This is a genomic window from Chryseobacterium sp. GW821-FHT04C04 (assembly GCF_059420365.1).
Map to the genome: position 1 here is coordinate 777,480 of NZ_JBWKTO010000002.1, position 21,317 is coordinate 798,796.

Sequence of the window (21,317 nt, forward strand, 5' to 3'; positions counted from 1 at the left end):
GAATTTAAATGAATGAAAAGTCAGAAATTACTAACTTCTAAAATCTAATGTCTAACTTTTCTATTTAAAAACATGAAACTCTTTGGTGAGTTCAAGATATTGGTCCGAGTATTGTCTCGGACTTTTTTCTATAATAAAGTCAGATTCACTGGTCTCCCTTTCTTGTGATGAGAATTCCAGAATCAGTCTTTTAACTTTTGAATTTTCAATTCCTTTGATATGTACTCTCCGATTCAGAAACAGATTATTTTCTTTTCCAATTGAAATAAAAACCTCTCCTGCTTCCACAGGAATAATTACTGAGAAAATACCGCTCCCAGACAGAAACCCGGATGCTTTGGATATTAACTGTCTGAAATTTAATTCTACAGTTTGGCGTGCAATCTTATCTTTCTCTGATCCTGACTCCTCAAAATAAGGAGGATTAGAAACAATCAGATCAAATTGTTCTTCGGATTCAAAAGTTTTAAAATCCTGATGTTTATTTTTCAGCCTTGCATGAAATGGGGAGTTATCAAAATTGAGCTTTGTAAGCAATGCAGCACCTTCATTAATATCAAGTCCCAAAAAATCTGCCTGCAAATTTCTTTGTGCCAGCATTAAAGAAATCAGCCCTGTTCCTGTTCCTACCTCCAAAATACGGGAAGCATATTCAACATCAGCCAAAGCTCCAAGCAGAACACCGTCTGTTCCTACACGGAAGACGTCTTTAGACTGCTGAATTTCAAATTGTTTAAATGTAAAAGGCTTCACTATAAATTGGTAGGCAGTGTAATGATGAACGTGGACCCCTTCCCTACTTCAGATTTCACAGAAATCTCCCCTTTATAATCTTCAATCATCTTTCTTACCATCGATAATCCAAGTCCCATTCCGCTGTTTTTAGAAGTAAAATTCGGTTCAAAGATTCTTTCGTACATATTATCGGGAATTCCTATTCCGTTATCCTGAACAGAAATAATGACTCTTCTCTGATGCTGTTCTACATCTACATTGATGATGAGTTTTCTCTGATCGCTTTCTGCCTGTTTTGCATTGGTAACAAGATTGGTTATAATCCTGGAAAGATAAATTCTATCCATATTGATCATAATATTGGTCTTGTTGGCATGCATGAAAATACTGTCATCATTGAATACGCGGAGAATATCTTCAACCTCTGTATTCAAATTGATAACTTCATTATTTTTTTCAGGGAGTTTTGCAAATTCTGAGAACGCTGAAGCTACCGTAGCAATCAGATCTATCTGATCTACCATGGTTTTACTCATCTGCTTTACTTTTTCTTTAATATTCGGATCTTCCGGATCAAATTTTCTTTCGAAATTCTGAATCGTAAGTTTCATTGGAGTAAGTGGATTTTTCACCTCATGAGCAACCTGTTTGGCCATTTCCCTCCATGCTTCTTCTGAAGCTTTGAAACGCAGCCTTTCCTTCTGGTCCTGGATTTGAAGAATCATCCTGTTATAAGCCCTAGCCAAAGCATTAAGCTCATCATTTTTATAATATCTGATAGGACGCATTTCATTTTCAAATAATGTAATACGGGTAATCATATCAGAAAACTTCGTAATTGTTTTTGCAAGGCCGTTGGAGGTCACCCAGCTGATCCATACACTAAACAGGATAAGAAATATATCGACTAAAAGAATGTATTTTACATATTGATGAAGAACCTCCAGATAAGCAGATTCATTGTGATATAAAGGAATATAGACAATTCCGATAGGCTCAAGTTCATTGTTTTTCAACAAGAGATAGGAAGAGGTAAGCTTAGCATCTTTAGAAGCATCATAATTCACCATATCTACCCTTGCATCGGTAGACAACATCCTATTGACAATCTCTATGGGAATCGTTTTCTGCTCTACGAGGGCTTCATCTTTATTAGAAAGCAGATAATTACCTTTCAGATCATAAATAAAAATGTCATGCTGGTTGATATCTGCTATTTCAAAGATTTTATTTCCTAAAACTTTCGGAAGGTCTTTTGTTTCTATAAGCGTCTGGCTTACCGCATAGTCCAGATACCGCATAACAGCATTGGTCTTATCCTGCATATCGATATTACTCTGCTGCAGAGAGTGATTTCTCAACACAAAATAAGGAACGAGCGATGTAGCGACGACACTTAAAAAGCATACCAGCAAGAAGCCGAAAAATACCCGGTTCCTTAAGCTATATCCTTTATACTTATTAATTGACATTCTACTTTTTAATTAACCTAGCAATATACTTACCAATAATATCAAATTCCAGGTTAACTTTATCACCAATTTTCAAGTTTTTCATATTGGTAAACTCCCAAGTATAAGGAATAATGGCTACAGAAAACTGAGCATCTTCACTTTTAGCAACCGTAAGGCTGATTCCGTTTACCGTGATGGATCCCTGAGGCACTGTTACAAAGCTGCCGTCATTCTCATATTTCATCGTAATAAAATAGCTTCCGTCTTTATTTTCAATACCAACAACCTCACCGGTTTTATCAACATGTCCCTGAACAATATGTCCATCCAGTCTTCCATCCATCTTCATGCAACGCTCCAGATTCACAACGGTTCCCAATTCCCATTTTCCAAGATTCGTCTTTTCTAATGTTTCATTAATGGCTGTTACTACATATTGATTGTCTTTTATTTCAACAACCGTAAGACAGCAACCGTTATGTGCAAGGCTCTGATCAATTTTTAATTCGTTTGTAAAAGGGCATGTAAGGGTAAAATCTATATTGCTTCCTTTTTCTTCAATCTTATCAATAACACCAACTGCTTCAATAATTCCTGTGAACATATTATTTTTTGCTAAATTTGTAAATTATAATCTTCAAAGATAATCAAAATGAGCCCAAAAAACCATAAAGTACGAGTAGGAATTTCAATCGGTGATTTCAACGGCATCGGCCCGGAGATCATTATGAAGTCTCTGAATGACAAAACCATTACAGATTTTTTCACTCCTGTAATTTTTGGCTCGGGAAAATTATTCACTTATCAGAAAAACATCTTTAAGCTGAATCTTAATTTCAACTATGTCAACGAAGCTTCGCAGGCTCAGCCAGCAAAACTTAATATGGTAAACCTTACCAAGGAGAACGTTAATGTAGAATTAGGAGTTCCAACAGAAGAATCCACGAAAATGGCTATTGATTCTTTGGAGGCAGCTACAGAAGCTCTGATGAAAGGGGATATTGATGTTTTAGTAACCGCTCCCATCAACAAGGATGAGATGGTAAAAATGGGTTTTAAACATACAGGGCATACCGGATATTTTGAAGAAAAATTCAGCAAAAAGGGATTAATGTTCCTCGTAACTGAAGACCTTAAAGTAGCCGTATCCACACACCATATTCCTATTGCACAGATCACTGAAAATATTTCCAAGGAAAAAATAAAGAAACAAATCAGGGTTTTAAACCAAACGCTTATAGAAGATTTCTGTGTTCAAAAGCCTAAGATTGCAGTTCTTGGATTAAATCCTCATGCAGGAGACGGCGGTGTTATCGGAAATGAAGAAATTGAAATCATTAGCCCTGCCATCAAAGAACTTTCTGATAATGGTATATTGGCATTCGGACCTTTTCCTGCAGACAGCTTCTTCCAACCGAATAAATATAAAAGTTTCGATGCCGTTTTAGCGATGTATCATGATCAGGGATTAGCTCCTTTCAAAACACTCGCCTATGAAGAAGGTGTAAATTATACAGCAGGACTTCCGTTTATCAGAACATCTCCTGATCACGGGGTAGCGTATGATATTGCGGGAAAAAACATTGCTGATGAACAGAGTTTTACTGAAGCGATCTTCACTGCTATTAAGATTTTCAAAAACAGAAGTGAATACAGAGAACTAATGAGCGAGCGTCTTCAGCCTAGAAAAATGGCTACAGACAACGGAATAGACGAAGATCTACCGGATGAAACTGAAGCATAAATCTTTAAAACAAATTTTAAATTAATTTGTTTTAGATTTTATTTGTTATTATAAAAAAAATGCATATTTTTGCACACTCATTTTATGGACAAATTAAGAAACTATGACGTAAGCTTTTCCGGACTTAAAAACGGAAAACACGAGTTCAAATTTGAGATAGATAAAACGTTCTTTCAATTATTTGACACTGAGCAGGAATTTACAAATCCTAGAATAAAAGTAGATGTATTGCTTGATAAACACACTACTTTTTTAGAATTTGAAGTTAAAATAAAAGGATTGGTCGAGTTGGTTTGTGATATTACAAATGAAAATTTTGACTATCCTATTGAGAATGAACTCAAGATTTTGGTGAATTTCGGAGAAGAATATGATGACAGCAATGAAGAGGTCATTACGATTCCTACCAGCGATCATGCATTCAACATAGCGCATTTGATTTATGAAAATGTAATGCTATCTATCCCAATGAAGAAGGTTTCACCGAATATAAGTGACGAAGATCTTAATATTCTTAACCAGTTCAGTCCCAAAGAAATTGAGGAAATTGAAGAAGAAGAACATGAAAGTGATCCTAGATGGGACGCTTTAAGAAAATTAAAAGACAATAATTAAATAGAATAATTTAAATATGATGAGATGATGAATCTCATCGCTCATCAATTAAAAAAGTTATTAGAAAATGGCACATCCAAAGAGAAGACAATCGTCCACAAGAAGAGATAAGAGAAGAACTCACTACAAAGCTGTAGTTCCTCAATTAGCTAAAGATGCAACAACAGGAGAGCTTCACCTATACCACAGAGCTCACTGGCATGAAGGAAAACTTTACTACAGAGGTAAAGTAGTATTGGAAAAAGAAGTAGCTGCTACTGAAGAAAACTAAAGAGTCGCTTTTCATTGAAAAAAGCCTCATTTTAATACAAAAACCGCCCAATTTTGATAAAATTCGGCGGTTTTTTGTTGTTTTTTACGTTTTTTTGGTATCTTTGACCCAAAATCAAATATCAAATTTATGGACATTAAAGACATACAAAATCTTATTAAGTTTGTATCTAAAGCTGAAGTTTCAGAAGTGAAGTACAAGACTAAAGATTTCGAAATCACTATTAAAACTCCATTAGCTGGAAGCGATGCTGTTTATGCACAACCTGCAGTATACCACACTGCTCCGCAAGCGGTAGCTGCTCCGGCACCTGTTGCAACTCCGGCTGCTGCTCCTGCTGAGAAAGCTGAAGCTGCATCTGATGACAGCAAATATATTACAATCAAGTCTCCAATGATCGGTACTTTCTATAGAAAACCATCTCCTGATAAAGATGTATTTGTAAATGTAGGTGATGAAGTTTCTGTAGGTAAAGTAGTTTGCGTTATTGAAGCAATGAAACTATTCAATCAGATTGAATCAGAAATCAGTGGAAAAATCGTTAAAATTTTAGTTGACGATACTACTCCTGTAGAGTATGACCAACCATTATTCTTAGTAGATCCATCTTAATTAGAAGTTAGATGTTAGACATTAGATGTTAGACTAAAATTCTACATTCAAATAACATTAATCTAATTTTCAAATTATCTAATTTTCAAATTTAAGAAGATGTTCAAAAAAATATTAATAGCCAATCGTGGCGAAATTGCAATGCGTATTTTACGTACTTGTAAAGAAATGGGGATCAAAACCGTTGCTGTATATTCTACTGCTGATAAAGACAGTCTTCACGTAAGATTTGCTGATGAAGCCGTATGTATTGGCCCTGCAATGAGTAAAGACTCTTATCTTAAAATCTCTAACATTATTGCTGCTGCGGAAATAACCAATGCCGACGCTATCCACCCAGGTTACGGATTCTTATCTGAAAATGCTAACTTCTCAAGAATCTGTCAGAAGAATGGTATCAAGTTTATTGGTGCTTCTCCTGAACAAATTGAGAGAATGGGAGATAAAGCTAACGCTAAAGCGACCATGAAAGAAGCTGGTGTACCATGTGTACCAGGTTCCGACGGATTGATCGAATCTTACGAACACGCTGTAAAAGTAGCTGAAGAAACCGGATATCCGGTAATGATCAAAGCTACTGCTGGTGGTGGTGGAAAAGGGATGAGAGCCGTTTGGAAAGCTGAAGACCTTAAAGATCACTGGGAATCTGCAATTCAGGAAGCTATCGCTGCCTTTGGAAACGGAGGTATGTATATGGAAAAACTGATTGAAGAGCCTAGACACATCGAAATTCAGGTTGCTGGTGACCAATTCGGTAAAGCATGCCACCTTTCTGAAAGAGACTGTTCTGTACAGAGAAGAAATCAGAAACTGACTGAGGAAACGCCTTCTCCTTTCATGACAGACGAACTTCGTGAGAAAATGGGTGACGCTGCGGTAAAAGCTGCTGAATTTATTGGATATGAAGGGGTAGGAACTATTGAATTCCTTGTAGACAAGCACAGAAATTTCTATTTCATGGAAATGAATACAAGAATCCAGGTAGAGCACCCTATTACTGAGCAGGTAATTGATTATGACCTTATCAGAGAACAAATTCTTCTTGCGGCAGGAACTCCTATTTCAGGGATCAACTATTATCCTAAATTACATTCAATCGAATGTAGAATCAACGCAGAAGATCCTTATGCAGACTTCAGACCGTCTCCAGGGAAAATCACAGGATTAAATATTCCTGGCGGACACGGAATCAGAGTAGATACTCACGTATACTCCGGATACAGCATTCCTTCTAATTATGACTCAATGATCGCTAAGCTTATCACTACGGCTCAGACCCGTGAGGAAGCTATTGCTAAAATGAGACGTGCCCTTGAGGAGTTCTATATTGAAGGAGTAAAAACAACCATTCCTTTCCACAGACAACTGATGGATAACGAAGATTATCTTGCAGGAAACTATACTACAAAATTCATGGAAGATTTTGTAATGGATAAAAAATACGATAATCACTAAGATTATTATTATCATATAAAAACAGACAGTTCCTTGAGCTGTCTGTTTTTTTTATAAATCATAAAATTCTTCCCCATCTTCACTTAGCCATCCCACTTTTCCATTTTCATCTTCAAAACGGGAAAAACGCATTGTAAGATCATCCATTTTTTTATACTTAATCTTTACATCATTGATAAAAGAAGATCTTGGTGAATACAGCCCTAATTTACCATCTCTTTTCAGCTTATAATATCGGTCCAAAGAAATATTACTATTCGAAAAATCGCGGATTGAGTAATAGGTACCTCCAAGACTTAGCATTGGCAGATCGGCTTTGAGATCTAAAATATCATCATAAGAATCATCAGAATTGCTGTTATAATTATTGTGTAGCGATGTTAAATCTAAATAATCCACATGATAGAAAGGAAGTTCCTTACTTTCTTCTGAAACCACCAGGAAAAAAGGAATAAATTTATTTTCTTTTGTTTTCCTTTTTAAAACCACAGCCATAGGTTTTAAGGCAGTAGATTTCTGAAATAAAACATTCTCATCATCTTTATTAATATATGAAACACCTTCAAAGGGATTTAGGAAAGAGTATTTATTTTCCATTCGTATTTCATTACTTCCAAGTGGAGGATGAAATGATGAAACCCCATAATAAAAGACTTTATTATTTAAAGTAAATTCCTTTTCATTGAATTCAAAATTTACATATTCTGATCTGGACATTCCCATTCTTGTACCACAGACAGCAAAATCTCTTAAATTATTTATAAATTTTGATGTTTTACTTTTTTTATAAATTTCATCCATTGTTTTTATTTCATTTCCGTCCAATACAGCATACATAAGCAGTCCATCATAGGTAGGTTTATGTCTCACAAAATTGGGGTTGAACCGGGTAGGCATAATTTTCCGATATCCTTTTTCTATAAGCTTATTTCCATAGAAATCATAAAAAAACCACAGACCATTATCCTTTGCCAATATAGCGTCAGCACAAATCATAATTTTCTCAAATGAAGGGATGAGAACAGCCCTGTCCTGATCGTCATTCACACCATATCCTATTGTATCTCCAATAGTCTTTTTAGTAATTTTCAAAATCTGAGCATTGAAAAGAGTAGCAAACTTTCTATCGATAAATTGTACATCGCAATTTCTAAACATATTTTTGAGCAGATCTTTAGCTCTAAAAAGATAAATATTGCTATCAACAATAAAAAAATTAATCCCTTCAACCTTTTGAAAAGCATATTTTAAACTATATTTACTTGCATCCTCTTCTAGTTTGTAACCATAGTTTTCCTGGTATAACAATTGAGTAATATGGTCAGAATATGTTATATGCCTTTCCACATTATCTGTTAATAATAATGAGCCATAAAAACAATAAGAGTATGCTGTTTTTTCCCTTTTGTCAATCACTTTGAACGGCTTATTTCTAAACTGATCAAATTCTTTGATATCATCCGTCTTGATTGAACTGATAAGTTGAGCGTCTTTCAAATAAAGATTCTCTTCTTCCTTATTTTTGAACATTTCAGTCCTTGTTTCTACAAGTTTTATTTCATTATTCAGTTGATATCTTTCGATTTTATAGGTGAATTCTTTTTGAAAAGTATAAATATAAAAATCACGGTAGCCATTATGAAACAGAAGATATTTTTTATCCTGAGCCTTAACAACAGATAAAAATATTGTAAAAATAATTAATAATAGTTTTTTCATTCAGCAGGTTATTCATTTTAATTCCAAAAATACAGTTTTATTTTTCTCTAAAAATGCTAAGATCTTAATCTCGCTAATATTGCGTAAATTTGTTGAAAACCAAAATATATGTCAACAGCAGAACAAACAAAAAACTCACAGTATTTTATTGACCTTGAAGACAAACATGGAGCACATAATTATCACCCACTTCCAGTAGTTCTAGATCGTGGAGAAGGTGTTTTCGTTTGGGATGTAGAAGGCAATAGGTATTATGATTTTCTTTCAGCATATTCAGCTGTGAACCAGGGGCACTCCCACCCTAAAATTGTAGGAGCATTAGTAGAACAGGCACAAAAGCTGGCTTTAACTTCAAGAGCTTTCTACAACTCCAAATTGGGAGAATACGAACAGAAAATTACAACTCTTTTTGGGTTTGATAAAGTTTTACCCATGAACTCCGGGGCTGAAGCTGTGGAAACAGCAGTAAAATTAGCCAGAAAATGGAGTTATGAAGTAAAAGGAATTTCGGAAAATGCCGCAAAAATAATCGTTTGCGAAAATAATTTCCATGGAAGAACCACTACTATTGTTTCTTTCTCTAACGATCCGGATGCCAACCAAAACTATGGCCCTTTTACCCCTGGATTCATCAAAATTCCTTATAACGATATTGCAGCATTGGAAGAAGTGCTCAGCAGAGAAGCCGGAGATATTGCAGCATTCCTGGTAGAACCTATTCAGGGAGAAGCCGGAGTATATGTTCCGGATGAAAATTTCCTTAAAAATGCTTCTAAACTTTGTAAAAAACACAACGTTCTTTTCATTGCAGATGAAGTTCAGACTGGTATTGCAAGAACAGGTAGATTAATTGCATGCCACCATGAAGATGTACAGCCGGATATCTTAATCTTAGGAAAAGCACTTTCCGGAGGAATGTATCCTGTATCTGCTGTTTTAGCCAATGATAGCATCATGAATGTGATCAAACCGGGACAACATGGTTCTACATTCGGAGGAAACCCAATTGCATGTGCAGTTGCAGTTGCAGCACTAGATGTCGTAGCTGAAGAAAAACTATCTGAAAGAGCTGAAGAATTGGGACAACTGTTCAGAGCTGAAATAGAAAAGCTGATCGAAAAGTCGGACCTTATTACCAAAGTAAGAGGAAAAGGACTTTTAAATGCGATCCTGATCAATGATACTCCTGAAAGTTCTACTGCATGGAACCTTTGCTTACAGTTGAAAGAAAATGGATTACTGGCAAAGCCTACCCATGGCAATATCATCAGACTGGCACCACCATTGGTAATCACTGAAGAGCAATTGCTGGATTGTGTGAAGATTATTGAAAAGACTATTCTTGAGTATAAATAAATGGCTCTTTCCCTTGCAATCATTACTTATAATGAGGAAGAAAATATCGTAAGACTTTTAGATTCATTAGTAGGTATAGCTGATGAAATTATCATTGTCGATAGCTTTTCTACGGATAGGACAAAAGAAATTTCTACTCAAAAATATCCTCAGGTACAATTCTTTGAGAAAAAATTCAACGGGTATGGTGAACAAAAAAACCATGCCCTTAGTTTATGTTCCCATGAATGGGTTCTATTTCTGGATGCTGACGAAATTCCTGATGAAACCCTGAAAAGCTCCATACAGAAAATCGTTTCTTCAGCAAGCCCAGAATTCAATGTCTATAAGGTCAAATTCAACAACCATCTTGGTTCTCACCTGATCAAATATGGAGGTTGGGGAAATGTATACCGTGAAAGGCTGTTCAGAAAAAAATATGCAATGTATTCTGATGATAAAGTCCATGAATTTTTGATTACCGATCAAAAAACTGGCCTCCTTGAGGGAAGATTAGATCATTATACCTACAAAAGCATCCATCATCATGTCTCAAAAATCAATAAATATTCCGATATGATGGCGGAAAAAATGTTTGAAAGAGGAAAAAAGATCAACAGATTCAAAATCATTGTAAGCCCAATATTTGAATTTATCAAAGTTTTGATTTTCAAACGTGCTTTTCTGGATGGATTTCCTGGATTTTATATTGCCAAAACGATGTCCTATTACACCTTTTTGAAATATATTAAACTGCGTGAAAAGATAAGACTCATGGAACTTGAAAAAAATAGGCTAAAATAGTATGATCTTTTATTTGATTCCTGTTGTATTGACGGTATTTATCGTCGTGTATTTCCGTCTGTATCTTTTTGCTTTTCCATACAACAGACTGGTTATTCTCATGTACCATCAGATTGAAAAGGAAAGTCATGAAGATCTTACCATAAGTCTGGAAAATCTTGAACAGCAGTTTTCTTATCTGAACCGTAAAAAGTATACTTCCAAGTTTTTTTCAGAGCTCAGTATTTCTGCGAAAAAAAATATCATTATCACCTTTGATGACGGATATAGAAATAATCTTGAATATTTGCCGTCTTTATTAGAAAAATACAATCTCAAGGCTACCATTTTTATTCCTACAGAGTTTATTGAAAAAGGATATAAAAATTATCCCATGATGACTTTTGAAGAAATCAGAAATCTGGATAAAAATTATTTTGAAATCGCACTTCACAGTCATGCTCATGAAAACCTGAGAAATGTTTCCATTGATTTTATAGAAAAAGATCTGAAAAAGAATATGGACGTTCTTGATGCTCATAATATCAAATATTCAAGGGTTTTAGCCTATCCTTATGGAAAATATCCTCAAAAAAAGGAGGAAAAATCTGTTTTTTTTTCTATTTTGAAAAAAATAGGAATTGATTTTGCAGTAAGAATTGGAAATAAGGTGAATTATTTCCCTACACAGTATCATTACGAACTGTGCAGGGTTGATATAAAAGGCAAAGATTCGCTAATAAAGTTCAAATTAAAACTTATCTTTGGAAGATTAAAACTATTTTAAAAACAATTTTAAAGAAGTATGAGTGTACTTCTCTATCAAACAAAGCGTTGTAATGAATATAACTGGTTTGATCATAACATATAACGAAGAAAAAAACATACAGGATGTCCTTGAGTCTTTTGATTTTTGTGACGAGATAGTAGTAATAGACTCATTTAGTACGGATAAAACTGTAGAAATTGCAAAGAAATTCCCCCATGTAAAAGTGATTCAAAATAAATTTGAAGACTTTACAAAGCAAAGAAACCTGGCTCTGGATGCTTCTAAAAATGATTGGGTATTATTTTTGGATGGTGATGAAAGAATAACTCCCGCCTTAAGGCAGGAAATTATAGAGGAGATGAATAAACCTAGGCAAAATGATGCCTATTATTTTTACAGGAAATTCTTTTTTGCCCAGAAACCGATTCATTTTTCAGGAACACAGTCTGATAAAAACTTTAGGCTTTTCAGAAAATCGAAGGCCAGGTATATGGCAGGAAAAAAGGTACATGAAACTCTGGAAGTTAACGGAACTATCGGTGTTTTTAAAAATAAATTACTTCATTATTCCGTTTCAGATTATGAATCATATAGAAAAAAAATGGTTCATTACGGAATTTTAAAGGGGAAAGAACTGGCTGCAAAAGGGAAAAAGTACAGTGTTTTAGTTCAATATCTTAAAACAGCTTTTAAATTCTTTAAAGCCTACATAATGAGACTTGGTGTTTTAGACGGTAAAGAAGGGTATCAGTTATCTTACCTGCAATCTTTAAGCGTGTATGAAACCTATGAATCATTAAAAAAAGAGCAAAATTAGTTGAATGAAGATTTGTATCATTAGTTATGATTTTTGGGATTATGATAAGTATATTGTTGAAACATTATGCAAACGGGGTATTGATGCACATCATATAAAGATCAGTACCGTTACTCATTCCAACTTCAATGAAAGAGCTGTAAATGCTTTAAGCAAAACTTTTTTAAGCAAAAATCTTAAGACTGAAAAAAGACAAAAATACGTTCTGGATTCCCTGGAAAAACTGGGACACCAGGACCAGATACTGGTGATGAACCCAGATACCTTTGATCTTTCGACCCTTAAAAAGATTAGAAAATATACAGACCGCCTGGTCACTTATCTTTATGATAATCTTGAAAGAGTTCCTGTAGAAGATAAACTGTATCTTTTTGACAAAGTATTCTCTTTTGATTATATAGATGTCAAAAAGCACGGATTTGAAAAACTGACGAATTATATCTATCTTCCTCACTGCGCGAAAGAAGTTCAGCAACCGGAAATGGATCTTTTCTATATCACATCGTATGATAACAGAAGGGTTTCCCTGATAAAACAGCTGGCTAAAAAGCTGATTGAGCAAGGGCTGAAATTCCAGATTATGATCATCGGGAAAAAATCATGGAGACATCAGCTGACCAATATGTTCATGACCGTACCTAAAAATCTTTTCCTGATTTTCAGCATCAAAAAGATTCCTCATAACGATCTTCCAAAATATTATAAGAACTCAAAGGTTTTGCTTGACCTGATGCGAGAAGGCCAATATGGGCTTAGCTTCCGGGTTTTTGAGGCCATGTCTCTGGAAAAGAAAATCATTACTGATAATGAAGCCATTAAAACCTATGATTTTTACAATCCCAATAATATTTTGATTTTAAACAAAAATATTAGTAATCTTGACAAATCTTTTTTTGAAAAACCTTACGAAAAAATTCCTGAAGAAATCTATTACAGATACACTTTGGATAGTTGGGTAAATAAAGTTTTTGAACTGGATACTAAAAACTAGCAAATGGGAATCTTAAAAAAAATAAAAAAACACTTCGAAAGAAAAGAAAAACTCAAATATCTTCAGTCTCAGGATATCGTCAACATCAATCTGTATGACGCCTCCCAAAAAACAATCCTGTTTGCTTCAAGAGATTTTCCTGCCCATGATAAAGAATCCGGAGCCAACAGACTGAAAGAACTTATATTCATTTACAAAGAATTAGGATATAACTGCATTTTATTCGCGCCCCATATTTTTGAAGATGATTCTTATGTAAAGTTTTACCAGCAACACAATGTTATTGTCTATATAGAGAACAATAAGTATAAAAATATCTATGATTTTCTATCTTCTTTTAAAAAGATAGATTACGTTTGGTTCAACGGCCCTCTGGCCCTGAATCTGTTTTACAAAAAGATGAAAACCCTTTTACCTTCTGCCAAATTCATTTACGATATGGTAGATATTCATTTTTTAAGGTTTAAAAGAGCGATCGAACTGGAACCAACCCGTATTTCTTTAAAGAAAAATTATAAACATTTTTTCCGCCTGGAAACGGTTGTTGCTCCACAGCTGGATTACATTATTGCGATCTCTGATAAGGAGAAAGAAATTATGAGCCAGTACGCGGATAAAAATAAGATCATTACTATTTCTAATATCCATTATCCTAAAATTGATATTTCTGAAAGGAAAAATTTCGGTGAGAGTAAAGGAATTACCTTCATTGGATCTATCCACGAACCCAATATAGATGCTGTAAGGTTTTTATATGAAAAAATAATGCCCGTTGTCTGGAAAACGAATCCTGAGCTTGAAGTAAGCATCATCGGAAATGTTGCTGAAAAGCTGGATCTTAAACTATATCCTAAGTTTAAATTTTTAGGATTTGTGGAAAGCATTGAAGAGCATTTCATGAATTCGAAAATTATGGTAGCTCCTTTACGATTCGGAGCTGGGGTAAAAGGAAAGATCGGACAGGCCTTTGAGTTTTTTTTCCCTGTAGTTACCACAGACATCGGTGCTGAAGGAATGAAACTTACGGATAAAAAAAATGTATTGATTGCCAATGACGAAAAGAGTTTTGCAGAAGCTATTATTCAGCTGAATAATGATGAAGATCTTTGGAATACTTTAAGCCAGAATTCTGTGGACAGCCTGAGAGCATTTTCCCCTGAAGAAGTAAAAGAAAAACTTAAAACATTATAATCCATGTCATTAAGTGTAAATTATCATGGTTTTTTTGACGGTAATTTTGGAATTTCCGAAGCGACCCGTCTGAATGCCTTAGCATTGGAAGCGATTGGCATCAAAGTAAACCGTATCAATTATTCCAGTGAAACTTTTGAAAGAATCGATAACGGTTCTCAAGCATCATCTCCGATTAATGTTTTCCACATTAACATCAATTTTATCAACAATTTTTTCTCTAAGAATCAGGATCTGAATCTTAAAGGTCATTATAATATCATTTACTGGGCCTGGGAATTTCCTGAGGTTTCCGATAAGGTCGTTGAAATATTAAATGTTTTTGATGAGCTGTGGGTACCTAGTGATTTCTGTGTGAATATTTTTACAAAATATACAGGAATTCCGGTGATCAGATTTTCTCATCCGATTCAAAAAATGGCAGAGTCTAAAGATTTTGACCTGAGCCAGTATAATATTTCTCCAGATTCAAAGATCTATCTTACGATTTTCGATTCTTTGAGCACGACGATCAGAAAAAATCCGGAAGCTACGCTTGAGTCCTTCACAACAGTTTTCAAAGAGGATAAAAACAGTGTTCTTATTGTAAAAACACATAATCTTGAAAGAAGTAAAGATGCTCAAAAAGCATTAGAGACATACAATAATATTCCCAATGTGATCATCATCAATGAGCATTTCTCAAAGGAAAAGCTGCACTCCCTGATCCAGCAGTCTGATGTACTGATCTCGCTTCACGGTTCCGAAGGTTTCGGTCTGACAATGGCAGAAGCAATGGCTTATGGAAAAATTGTAGTCGGAACAGGCTATTCCGGAAACCTCGATTTCATGAATGTAAACAACAGTTTCCTGATACAATATGATTTCATCAAAACTTCCAATACAAAAGGATTGATTGATGAAGGGTTAACGCTTGCAAAGCCCAGCCTGAAAGATGCTGTTGAAAAGCTTCAGTATATTAAAAATAATTTTGATGCTCTGGCTTCAATAAGAGAAAATGCCAAATCACAGATCGCTGAGAACTTTTCAATCCAATCAATTGGGGAACTATTCAAAATAAGATTGAACTTTATTGATGGGTTTGCTAAAAAAGAAAGCACAGGCGGCAATGATGTAAACAATGTCTTTTACCTGAGCGAAATTGAAAGATTACATACGAGAGTCAACTATCTTGAACGAACTGTTTATAATAAAATAAGAAAAAAAGTAAACGCATTTTTTAAAAAAGGCAAAAAATAATTTTAATTAGTTAATTTTCCAGTCCATCATCTTATATGATGGATAAAAATTCTAATAATGAACTCATCATCTTATTTATATGAAAGACAAAATTGCAATAGTTGTTCAAAGATATGGATTGGAGATCAATGGAGGTGCAGAACTTCATGCAAGATTACTCGCTGAGAAATTGTCTGCCATCTATGATATTGAAATTATTACAACCTGCGCTATAGAATTCGAACTCTGGGATAATCATTATCCTGAAGGAGTTGAAATCATCAATGATATTAAAGTAAGAAGGTTTACAACTTTAAAAAAAGACCTGAAAAGATTTAACGAGCTAAGTAAAATAGCACGCAATTTATATAAATATTATACCCGGAAACTTAGTTTTTTGAACTTCCCTTATTTATTGTATAAGAGATTCAAATACAATAAAAAAGATTTTAATTTCAATGAATGGTTAGAAGTACAGGGTCCGTTTTCCAGCGATTTAATTCATTTTATCAAAGAAAAAAAAGAAGATTATAAGGCTTTTATTTTCTTCACTTATTTATACCATCCTACCAATATTGGGATTAGAGAAGTTGCTGAAAAAAGCATTCTCATCCCAACTGCACATGACGAACCTCAGTTTTATCTCGATGGGTATTCACAATTGTTTTCTCTGCCAAAATTCATCATCTATAATACACAGATTGAAAAAGATTTTGTAGAAAAAGTGTACCCTCAGTCACAAAAATTAAAATCAGAAATTGCAGGAATTGGGTTTGATGATTATGACGTTACATCCGGTGAATTGCCTCAAGATCTTTATCAGAACAAGTATTTCATTTATATAGGAAGGATTGTTGAGGACAAAGGCTGTGTCATGATGATTGAATATTTTAAAGATTTTAAAGAAAAACATCCTGAATATCGAGATATAAAGTTAGTTTTGGTAGGTAAAAGCTCTCTTGATGAAAAAATAACCCAGGGAGATGATATCATTCTGACCGGATTTGTAGACCATACCCTTAAAAATGCTTTACTGGAGAATGCAAGTGCACTTATCATGCCCTCATTCTATGAAAGTCTCTCATTAATTACATTAGAAGCGATGTTATTGAAAGTTCCTGTCATTGTAAATAAAAACTGTGAAGTTCTATATTCTCATGTTGAAAAGAGCAAGACCGGAAAAAGTTTTACCAATAGTATTGAATTTTCCCAGGCTTTGTCTTTTTATATAGAGCAAACACAAGATGATCTGGTTTCCGAAGGTAATAAAGCAAGAGGATATGTATTGAAAAACTATTCATGGGAAACGATCATCAACAAATTTAATTCAGCCATTAAATCTCTGTAATGACAAAAAAAATTCTATTTTTTTTTCCTGAAAATCCATTTTCAAATAGAGCAGGAAATACAACAAGAGCAAGAACTACCCTTATTATTTTAAAAAAATTAGGGTATCATATTGATTTGGTAGGGGTCACTGAGATTTATAAGTTTCAAAATGATACTACAGAAATAGATAAAAGTATTGTAGACAATCTGTTTTTAATCAAACAAAAGCCATTAAAGGTAAGAACTTCATCAGATTATTGGAAGTATAAAATATCAAAATTTTACCAAAAGCCGAATGAATACAATCACTTATTAACAGATTTTGCAAAGAAAGAATTCGCTACAATTTTCAATAAGGAAAAATATGATGCCATTATCATCAACTATGAATTTTGGACAGGATTAATTGATCATGAGTCTATGAAAAATACGTTAAAAATCATAGACACCCATGACTGGATTACACTGAATGAATTTTACAAAAACAAATCATTAGATATTGGAAAACGTTTCAATGAGGAAATAAGAAATCTTGCAAAGTTTGATAAGGTAATCACCATATCAGAAGATGAAAACCTTGTTTTTAAAAGATTTTTAGGGGAAAAAGTCATCAATATTCCTCCTTCTTTCACCTCTCATTTCGAAAACAATGATCCCGATAAAAAGTATGATTTAATTTTCGTGGGGTCTGAAAATATTTTCAATGTACAATCAATGAAATGGTTCTTTGGTCATGTATATCCATTACTTCCCAACACCATCAATATTGTCATCATTGGAAGGATATGCAAGCATATTGAAGAAAGAGAAGGAGTCAAGTTAATCGAGTTTATAGAAAACCTGGAGGAATATTACCACCAATCAAAAATTGCGATTTGTCCAATGCTGGAGGGCACTGGTATCAAAATCAAAGTAATAGAAGCATTATCTTATGGGCTTCCTGTTGTAGGAACAGAAAGAGCTATCGATGGTTTCTCTTCAAAAACTTCAAATGGATGCTTAGTTAATGATAATCCTGAATTATTTAAAGATCAAATAATATCTTTACTACAAGATGAATCTTATTATCATGATATGAAAAGACAGGCTGAAGAATATTTTAAAAATAATTTTTCTGAAGAAAAGGCTATAGAAAAATGGAAAAACATTTTACATTAATGGATGATTTAGCAATTATCATACTGAATTACAATTCTTTTGATGACACCAATCGGGAAGTTAATTCATTATTAAGCGAAGGTATCCCGGAAAAATCTATTTATGTAGTAGATAATAATTCAAAAGACAGGAAAGAAATTGAGAAACTGGGGTCTCAAAAGCAGATCAACTGTATTGTGAGTGATTATAATGGAGGGTATGCTTATGGTAATAATTTAGCCATAAGAAAAGCCATAGAAGATGGTAAGAATTATTTTTTACTATTAAATCCGGACATTGAAATATCACTCAGTACTATAAGCCAGTTATACAGAGATTTAAAAGAATTTTCCGATATTGGAATAATAGGTCCCCGAATCTGTTATAGAAACATTCGTGAGAGAATATTCTCAGATGGCGGACTGCTATTCCCTGAGGAAGGGTTCCAGGGTGGCCATACCAACTCTGAAAAAGATAAGAATACTGTACAGGCTCCTCATTATAACTACAATATAAAATATGTGGATGGAAGCGCATTAATGTTCAGAAAAGAAATATTAGATGAGGTAGGTTTAATGAATACCACTTTCTTCATGTATTATGAAGAATCAGAATGGTGTCTGCGTCTTCTTAGAAATAACAAATGGAAGATTGCCGTAAATACCCATTGTGAAGCCTTCAATCTTGCCAGTGATAAAGGCAGTTTCTATGAATATTATATCACCAGAAACAGAATCTGGATGTGTAGGTTATACGATGGAAACTTAAAATATGTAACGAAGGAGCGCTGGAAATTGGCAAGAAAAGCACTTAAAAAAGGAAAGTTTTCCATGGCAAAAGCCTACATAAAAGGAATATTGGACGGTCTTTATTTCAATTTAGAGAAAATAAAAAATGAGAAATAAAAAAAACATTATCAAAGTAGGATATCTTCTATCTTATGACTATTCCTACATCTTTACATCTCTTCAGCATATTTATGAGCACGCAGACTGTATCGTAATAAGCTATGATGCCAATAATAAAACCTGGGCAGGAAATGATATACACATTCCCGAAAGTGTTTTCAGTGATATAAAAAAATTGGATACCCAGAATAAGATCATATTTTACAAAGACACTTTTTTTATTGAGGGGATGCAGCCGATGGAGCTGGAAACCAGACAGAGAAATATGATGGCTGAAAAAATGGGATCTGGTGGATGGCATATTCAGATGGATGGGGATGAGTACGCTTATGATTTCGGGGTATTAGCTCAATTCCTGAAAAGAAATAAATATTTATTAAAGAATCCGGCTAAAAACCCATTTAATTTTCAGGTAAACTTTGTTACATTGTTTAAGCACAACGCTGAAGGTTTCTTTGTCATTACCCCTTTTGATGAGAAGTGTATGTTGATTACCAATCAACCTAAATATGAATATGCTAGAAGTACAAATAAAGGCAGAATTCTCTCTTTAGATTTTTATTTAATCCATCAGTCATGGGCACGGGAAGAAAGGGAAATTTCAGAAAAGATCAATAACTGGGGGCATAAAAACGATTTTGATACGTCAACATTTTTAAATTCCTGGAAAACGGTGAATTCTGATAATTACAAAACATTTTTAGATTTCCATCCTTTATATAAAGGTATTTGGAAGGAGCTTTCCTTCTTTCCGGCGAAAAACATTAATGAATTTATTCTCTCGTTTTCAAAGAAATACCCTCAGCAAAAACTTCATCTGAATTTATCTTTCACAAAAAAGATAAAGCTGAGAATTAAAAGTTTTTTTTAATTCTATTGGATCAAAATAATTAAGGCTAATGTTACAACAGTAACACTAGCCTTTTTTCTTATTATTTGATAAAAACCTTGTCAAATTTTTCCATGATTACCCGTGGATTGAACAATTCAGAATAGCAATCCCAGTTTTTATTAAGATCTGGCTTGAAGTTATTCAGAATTTGCATTATATCCTGCTTATCACGGTATAAAATAGCTTTATCTCCCAAAATTTCAAGATGGGATTTCTCATCAGATCCGGACCATGTTATGATGGGCTTATTTTTGATAGAAAATTCTCCTACAGCCATTCCGAAACTCTCTCCTTGTGTGCGGGCATGCAAAAATGCATCGGAAGTATTAATAAACTTTACCTTTCTTTCAACATCTGTTGTAGGGGGAAGAAAAATAATATTCTTATAAGATCTGAAAAAATTTCTCTTTACAAATTCATCAGTTCCCATAAAAACAAAGTATATATTTTTATTTTTAAGTGCGGTTCTCTTTACAGCATCCATCACGAAACCGATGTCAAAAGTTTCCGTTCCTCCGTACCTTGCAAATACAACTGCATCTTTCGGAATATTCAGCTCAGCACGAAGATCACCGCCCACTTCAGGGAGATCCACAATATGAGGAACGAAAGGCAGCTTTCCGCCGCTCATTGTCTTTGCAAGCCATTCAGAGACATATGCATACACATCACCGTAGGGTTCATTATATTTAAAAACCGCATGAATAGCTGTTTTAATAAGATCTTGAGGAGTATCTGTTTCTTTCTCACCGGATTTTATAGCATAAAAAAGATCAGCATTTGATTTCTTAATAAGAGCATCTCTTTCTTCTATATCACTATATCCAAGGACTTCAAATCTCTTTTTAAATCTTCCAATAGCCTCTTCTGCATTATTTGGACTATTTTTAGGATAAAGAATCATCGACTCATTGCCAAGCATTTCTTCATTATAATAAGCATAATCAAAAAGGGCATTGGATGTTCCCCTGTAACACAATTGATTTTCGTGGAAAATAATTTTCATTTGTTAGTAAGTAAGTTAAATTATTTAGCTTCTATCATTATCTTATCAGACCTACTCAATGGTAACAATAGAAACAGCAGAAAAAGGGCACTATTATATCCTCTTATTTCTGTAGCTTTTGAGACCGATCTCCTACGATAAAAAGACAGATTGCTTTTTTCATTGATCCTCCCAATTTATAAGTTACAAAAATACATTTTTAATGATAAGACTGCTTGAAATATTCTTTAGGTATTGCTATAATCAGCGAAAAAAATTCTCTATTATTAAATTCTCATCGCTATTACATCAAAAAACCGTCCCAAAAATGAGACGGTCTGCTTGCAAAATTTCAAT

21 protein-coding genes are annotated in these 21,317 nt (G+C 34.0%); 16 read left to right on the forward strand and 5 right to left on the reverse strand.

The window, feature by feature from the left end; translation table 11 throughout:
* Positions 1–60: 60 nt before the first annotated feature.
* The 3 genes from AC07UM_RS09685 to AC07UM_RS09695 are packed head-to-tail and all read right to left on the reverse strand — an operon-like array spanning position 61 to position 2,793.
* Positions 61–753, reverse strand: a complete 693-nt coding sequence (locus AC07UM_RS09685) for a tRNA1(Val) (adenine(37)-N6)-methyltransferase (RefSeq protein ID WP_494682252.1) — start codon at positions 751–753, stop codon at positions 61–63.
* Complete coding sequence (locus tag AC07UM_RS09690) at positions 753–2,207, reverse strand: ATP-binding protein (RefSeq protein ID WP_494682253.1); 1,455 nt, start codon at positions 2,205–2,207, stop codon at positions 753–755. Before AC07UM_RS09690 ends, AC07UM_RS09685 begins: the two co-directional genes overlap by 1 nt.
* Position 2,208: 1 nt before the next feature.
* The gene (locus AC07UM_RS09695; RefSeq protein ID WP_103232313.1) at positions 2,209–2,793 is read right to left on the reverse strand and encodes a riboflavin synthase; all 585 of its coding nucleotides are present in this window, start codon (positions 2,791–2,793) and stop codon (positions 2,209–2,211) included.
* A 48-nt stretch (positions 2,794–2,841) separates the two neighbouring features.
* Here AC07UM_RS09695 and pdxA point away from each other — a divergent pair, with 48 nt between their 5' ends.
* The 5 genes from pdxA to accC all read left to right on the forward strand — a co-directional run bounded on the left by pdxA (position 2,842) and on the right by accC (position 6,886).
* Positions 2,842–3,933 carry a 4-hydroxythreonine-4-phosphate dehydrogenase PdxA gene (gene pdxA, locus AC07UM_RS09700; RefSeq protein ID WP_494682254.1) on the forward strand — a complete coding sequence of 364 codons (1,092 nt, stop codon included), beginning with the start codon at positions 2,842–2,844 and terminating at the stop codon, positions 3,931–3,933.
* A gap of 84 nt (positions 3,934–4,017) precedes the next feature.
* The gene (locus AC07UM_RS09705) at positions 4,018–4,548 is read left to right on the forward strand and encodes a YceD family protein (RefSeq protein WP_494682255.1); all 531 of its coding nucleotides are present in this window, start codon (positions 4,018–4,020) and stop codon (positions 4,546–4,548) included.
* 67 nt (positions 4,549–4,615) lie between these two features.
* Positions 4,616–4,819 carry a 50S ribosomal protein L32 gene (gene rpmF, locus AC07UM_RS09710; RefSeq protein ID WP_002976251.1) on the forward strand — a complete coding sequence of 68 codons (204 nt, stop codon included), beginning with the start codon at positions 4,616–4,618 and terminating at the stop codon, positions 4,817–4,819.
* Between the two features lie 129 nt (positions 4,820–4,948).
* Positions 4,949–5,431, forward strand: a complete 483-nt coding sequence (gene accB, locus AC07UM_RS09715) for an acetyl-CoA carboxylase biotin carboxyl carrier protein (protein WP_103232315.1) — start codon at positions 4,949–4,951, stop codon at positions 5,429–5,431.
* Positions 5,432–5,530: 99 nt separating this feature from the next.
* Positions 5,531–6,886 (forward strand): acetyl-CoA carboxylase biotin carboxylase subunit, encoded by a 1,356-nt coding sequence (gene accC, locus AC07UM_RS09720; protein WP_494682256.1) that lies wholly within the window; start codon positions 5,531–5,533, stop codon positions 6,884–6,886.
* A gap of 51 nt (positions 6,887–6,937) precedes the next feature.
* Here the strand turns inward: accC and AC07UM_RS09725 are convergent, their stop codons facing one another.
* Positions 6,938–8,605 (reverse strand): hypothetical protein, encoded by a 1,668-nt coding sequence (locus AC07UM_RS09725; RefSeq protein WP_494682257.1) that lies wholly within the window; start codon positions 8,603–8,605, stop codon positions 6,938–6,940.
* A 108-nt stretch (positions 8,606–8,713) separates the two neighbouring features.
* On the opposite strand from AC07UM_RS09725, the gene rocD reads away from it, so the two are divergent.
* The 11 genes from rocD (at position 8,714) to AC07UM_RS09780 (ending at position 19,954) form a co-directional block, all read left to right on the forward strand.
* Positions 8,714–9,961, forward strand: a complete 1,248-nt coding sequence (gene rocD, locus AC07UM_RS09730; protein WP_494682258.1) for an ornithine--oxo-acid transaminase — start codon at positions 8,714–8,716, stop codon at positions 9,959–9,961.
* Positions 9,962–10,744 (forward strand): glycosyltransferase family 2 protein, encoded by a 783-nt coding sequence (locus AC07UM_RS09735; protein WP_494682259.1) that lies wholly within the window; start codon positions 9,962–9,964, stop codon positions 10,742–10,744. It abuts the gene before it with no gap.
* Between the two features lies 1 nt (position 10,745).
* The gene (locus AC07UM_RS09740) at positions 10,746–11,510 is read left to right on the forward strand and encodes a polysaccharide deacetylase family protein (RefSeq protein ID WP_494682260.1); all 765 of its coding nucleotides are present in this window, start codon (positions 10,746–10,748) and stop codon (positions 11,508–11,510) included.
* Between the two features lie 52 nt (positions 11,511–11,562).
* A complete protein-coding gene (locus AC07UM_RS09745) occupies positions 11,563–12,309 on the forward strand; it encodes a glycosyltransferase family 2 protein (RefSeq protein WP_494682261.1) in 747 nt (248 codons plus the stop codon).
* Positions 12,310–12,313: 4 nt separating this feature from the next.
* Entirely contained in the window at positions 12,314–13,300 is a 987-nt protein-coding gene (locus tag AC07UM_RS09750) for a WaaS/CpsH family glycosyltransferase (protein ID WP_494682262.1), read from the forward strand.
* 3 nt (positions 13,301–13,303) lie between these two features.
* Positions 13,304–14,491 (forward strand): glycosyltransferase family 4 protein, encoded by a 1,188-nt coding sequence (locus tag AC07UM_RS09755; RefSeq protein WP_494682263.1) that lies wholly within the window; start codon positions 13,304–13,306, stop codon positions 14,489–14,491.
* Positions 14,492–14,494: 3 nt separating this feature from the next.
* Positions 14,495–15,730: a glycosyltransferase gene (locus tag AC07UM_RS09760; RefSeq protein WP_494682264.1), complete on the forward strand. Its 1,236-nt coding sequence runs from the start codon at positions 14,495–14,497 to the stop codon at positions 15,728–15,730.
* A gap of 79 nt (positions 15,731–15,809) precedes the next feature.
* The gene (locus tag AC07UM_RS09765; protein ID WP_494682265.1) at positions 15,810–17,057 is read left to right on the forward strand and encodes a glycosyltransferase family 4 protein; all 1,248 of its coding nucleotides are present in this window, start codon (positions 15,810–15,812) and stop codon (positions 17,055–17,057) included.
* Complete coding sequence (locus AC07UM_RS09770) at positions 17,057–18,196, forward strand: glycosyltransferase family 4 protein (RefSeq protein ID WP_494682266.1); 1,140 nt, start codon at positions 17,057–17,059, stop codon at positions 18,194–18,196. Before AC07UM_RS09765 ends, AC07UM_RS09770 begins: the two co-directional genes overlap by 1 nt.
* Positions 18,175–19,080 (forward strand): glycosyltransferase family 2 protein, encoded by a 906-nt coding sequence (locus AC07UM_RS09775; RefSeq protein ID WP_494682267.1) that lies wholly within the window; start codon positions 18,175–18,177, stop codon positions 19,078–19,080. Before AC07UM_RS09770 ends, AC07UM_RS09775 begins: the two co-directional genes overlap by 22 nt.
* Complete coding sequence (locus AC07UM_RS09780; RefSeq protein ID WP_494682268.1) at positions 19,070–19,954, forward strand: hypothetical protein; 885 nt, start codon at positions 19,070–19,072, stop codon at positions 19,952–19,954. Before AC07UM_RS09775 ends, AC07UM_RS09780 begins: the two co-directional genes overlap by 11 nt.
* A 61-nt stretch (positions 19,955–20,015) precedes the next feature.
* On the opposite strand, the gene AC07UM_RS09785 is transcribed toward AC07UM_RS09780, so the two are convergent.
* A complete protein-coding gene (locus AC07UM_RS09785; RefSeq protein WP_494682269.1) occupies positions 20,016–20,981 on the reverse strand; it encodes a glycosyltransferase family protein in 966 nt (321 codons plus the stop codon).
* Positions 20,982–21,317: the final 336 nt, after the last annotated feature.

Excerpts from the sequence above, each read along its gene's own strand:
- rpmF (WP_002976251.1), top strand. The coding sequence starts at position 4,616 with ATGGCACATCCAAAGAGAAGACAATCGTCCACAAGAAGAGATAAGAGA.
- AC07UM_RS09760 (WP_494682264.1), top strand. The coding sequence starts at position 14,495 with ATGTCATTAAGTGTAAATTATCATGGTTTTTTTGACGGTAATTTTGGA.
- AC07UM_RS09740 (WP_494682260.1), top strand. The coding sequence starts at position 10,746 with ATGATCTTTTATTTGATTCCTGTTGTATTGACGGTATTTATCGTCGTG.
- rocD (WP_494682258.1), top strand. The coding sequence starts at position 8,714 with ATGTCAACAGCAGAACAAACAAAAAACTCACAGTATTTTATTGACCTT.
- AC07UM_RS09765 (WP_494682265.1), top strand. The coding sequence starts at position 15,810 with ATGAAAGACAAAATTGCAATAGTTGTTCAAAGATATGGATTGGAGATC.
- accB (WP_103232315.1), top strand. The coding sequence starts at position 4,949 with ATGGACATTAAAGACATACAAAATCTTATTAAGTTTGTATCTAAAGCT.
- AC07UM_RS09735 (WP_494682259.1), top strand. The coding sequence starts at position 9,962 with ATGGCTCTTTCCCTTGCAATCATTACTTATAATGAGGAAGAAAATATC.
- AC07UM_RS09785 (WP_494682269.1), bottom strand. The coding sequence starts at position 20,981 with ATGAAAATTATTTTCCACGAAAATCAATTGTGTTACAGGGGAACATCC.
- AC07UM_RS09705 (WP_494682255.1), top strand. The coding sequence starts at position 4,018 with ATGGACAAATTAAGAAACTATGACGTAAGCTTTTCCGGACTTAAAAAC.
- AC07UM_RS09695 (WP_103232313.1), bottom strand. The coding sequence starts at position 2,793 with ATGTTCACAGGAATTATTGAAGCAGTTGGTGTTATTGATAAGATTGAA.
- accC (WP_494682256.1), top strand. The coding sequence starts at position 5,531 with ATGTTCAAAAAAATATTAATAGCCAATCGTGGCGAAATTGCAATGCGT.
- AC07UM_RS09775 (WP_494682267.1), top strand. The coding sequence starts at position 18,175 with ATGGAAAAACATTTTACATTAATGGATGATTTAGCAATTATCATACTG.
- AC07UM_RS09750 (WP_494682262.1), top strand. The coding sequence starts at position 12,314 with ATGAAGATTTGTATCATTAGTTATGATTTTTGGGATTATGATAAGTAT.
- AC07UM_RS09780 (WP_494682268.1), top strand. The coding sequence starts at position 19,070 with ATGAGAAATAAAAAAAACATTATCAAAGTAGGATATCTTCTATCTTAT.
- pdxA (WP_494682254.1), top strand. The coding sequence starts at position 2,842 with ATGAGCCCAAAAAACCATAAAGTACGAGTAGGAATTTCAATCGGTGAT.
- AC07UM_RS09755 (WP_494682263.1), top strand. The coding sequence starts at position 13,304 with ATGGGAATCTTAAAAAAAATAAAAAAACACTTCGAAAGAAAAGAAAAA.
- AC07UM_RS09770 (WP_494682266.1), top strand. The coding sequence starts at position 17,057 with ATGACAAAAAAAATTCTATTTTTTTTTCCTGAAAATCCATTTTCAAAT.
- AC07UM_RS09725 (WP_494682257.1), bottom strand. The coding sequence starts at position 8,605 with ATGAAAAAACTATTATTAATTATTTTTACAATATTTTTATCTGTTGTT.
- AC07UM_RS09690 (WP_494682253.1), bottom strand. The coding sequence starts at position 2,207 with ATGTCAATTAATAAGTATAAAGGATATAGCTTAAGGAACCGGGTATTT.
- AC07UM_RS09745 (WP_494682261.1), top strand. The coding sequence starts at position 11,563 with ATGAATATAACTGGTTTGATCATAACATATAACGAAGAAAAAAACATA.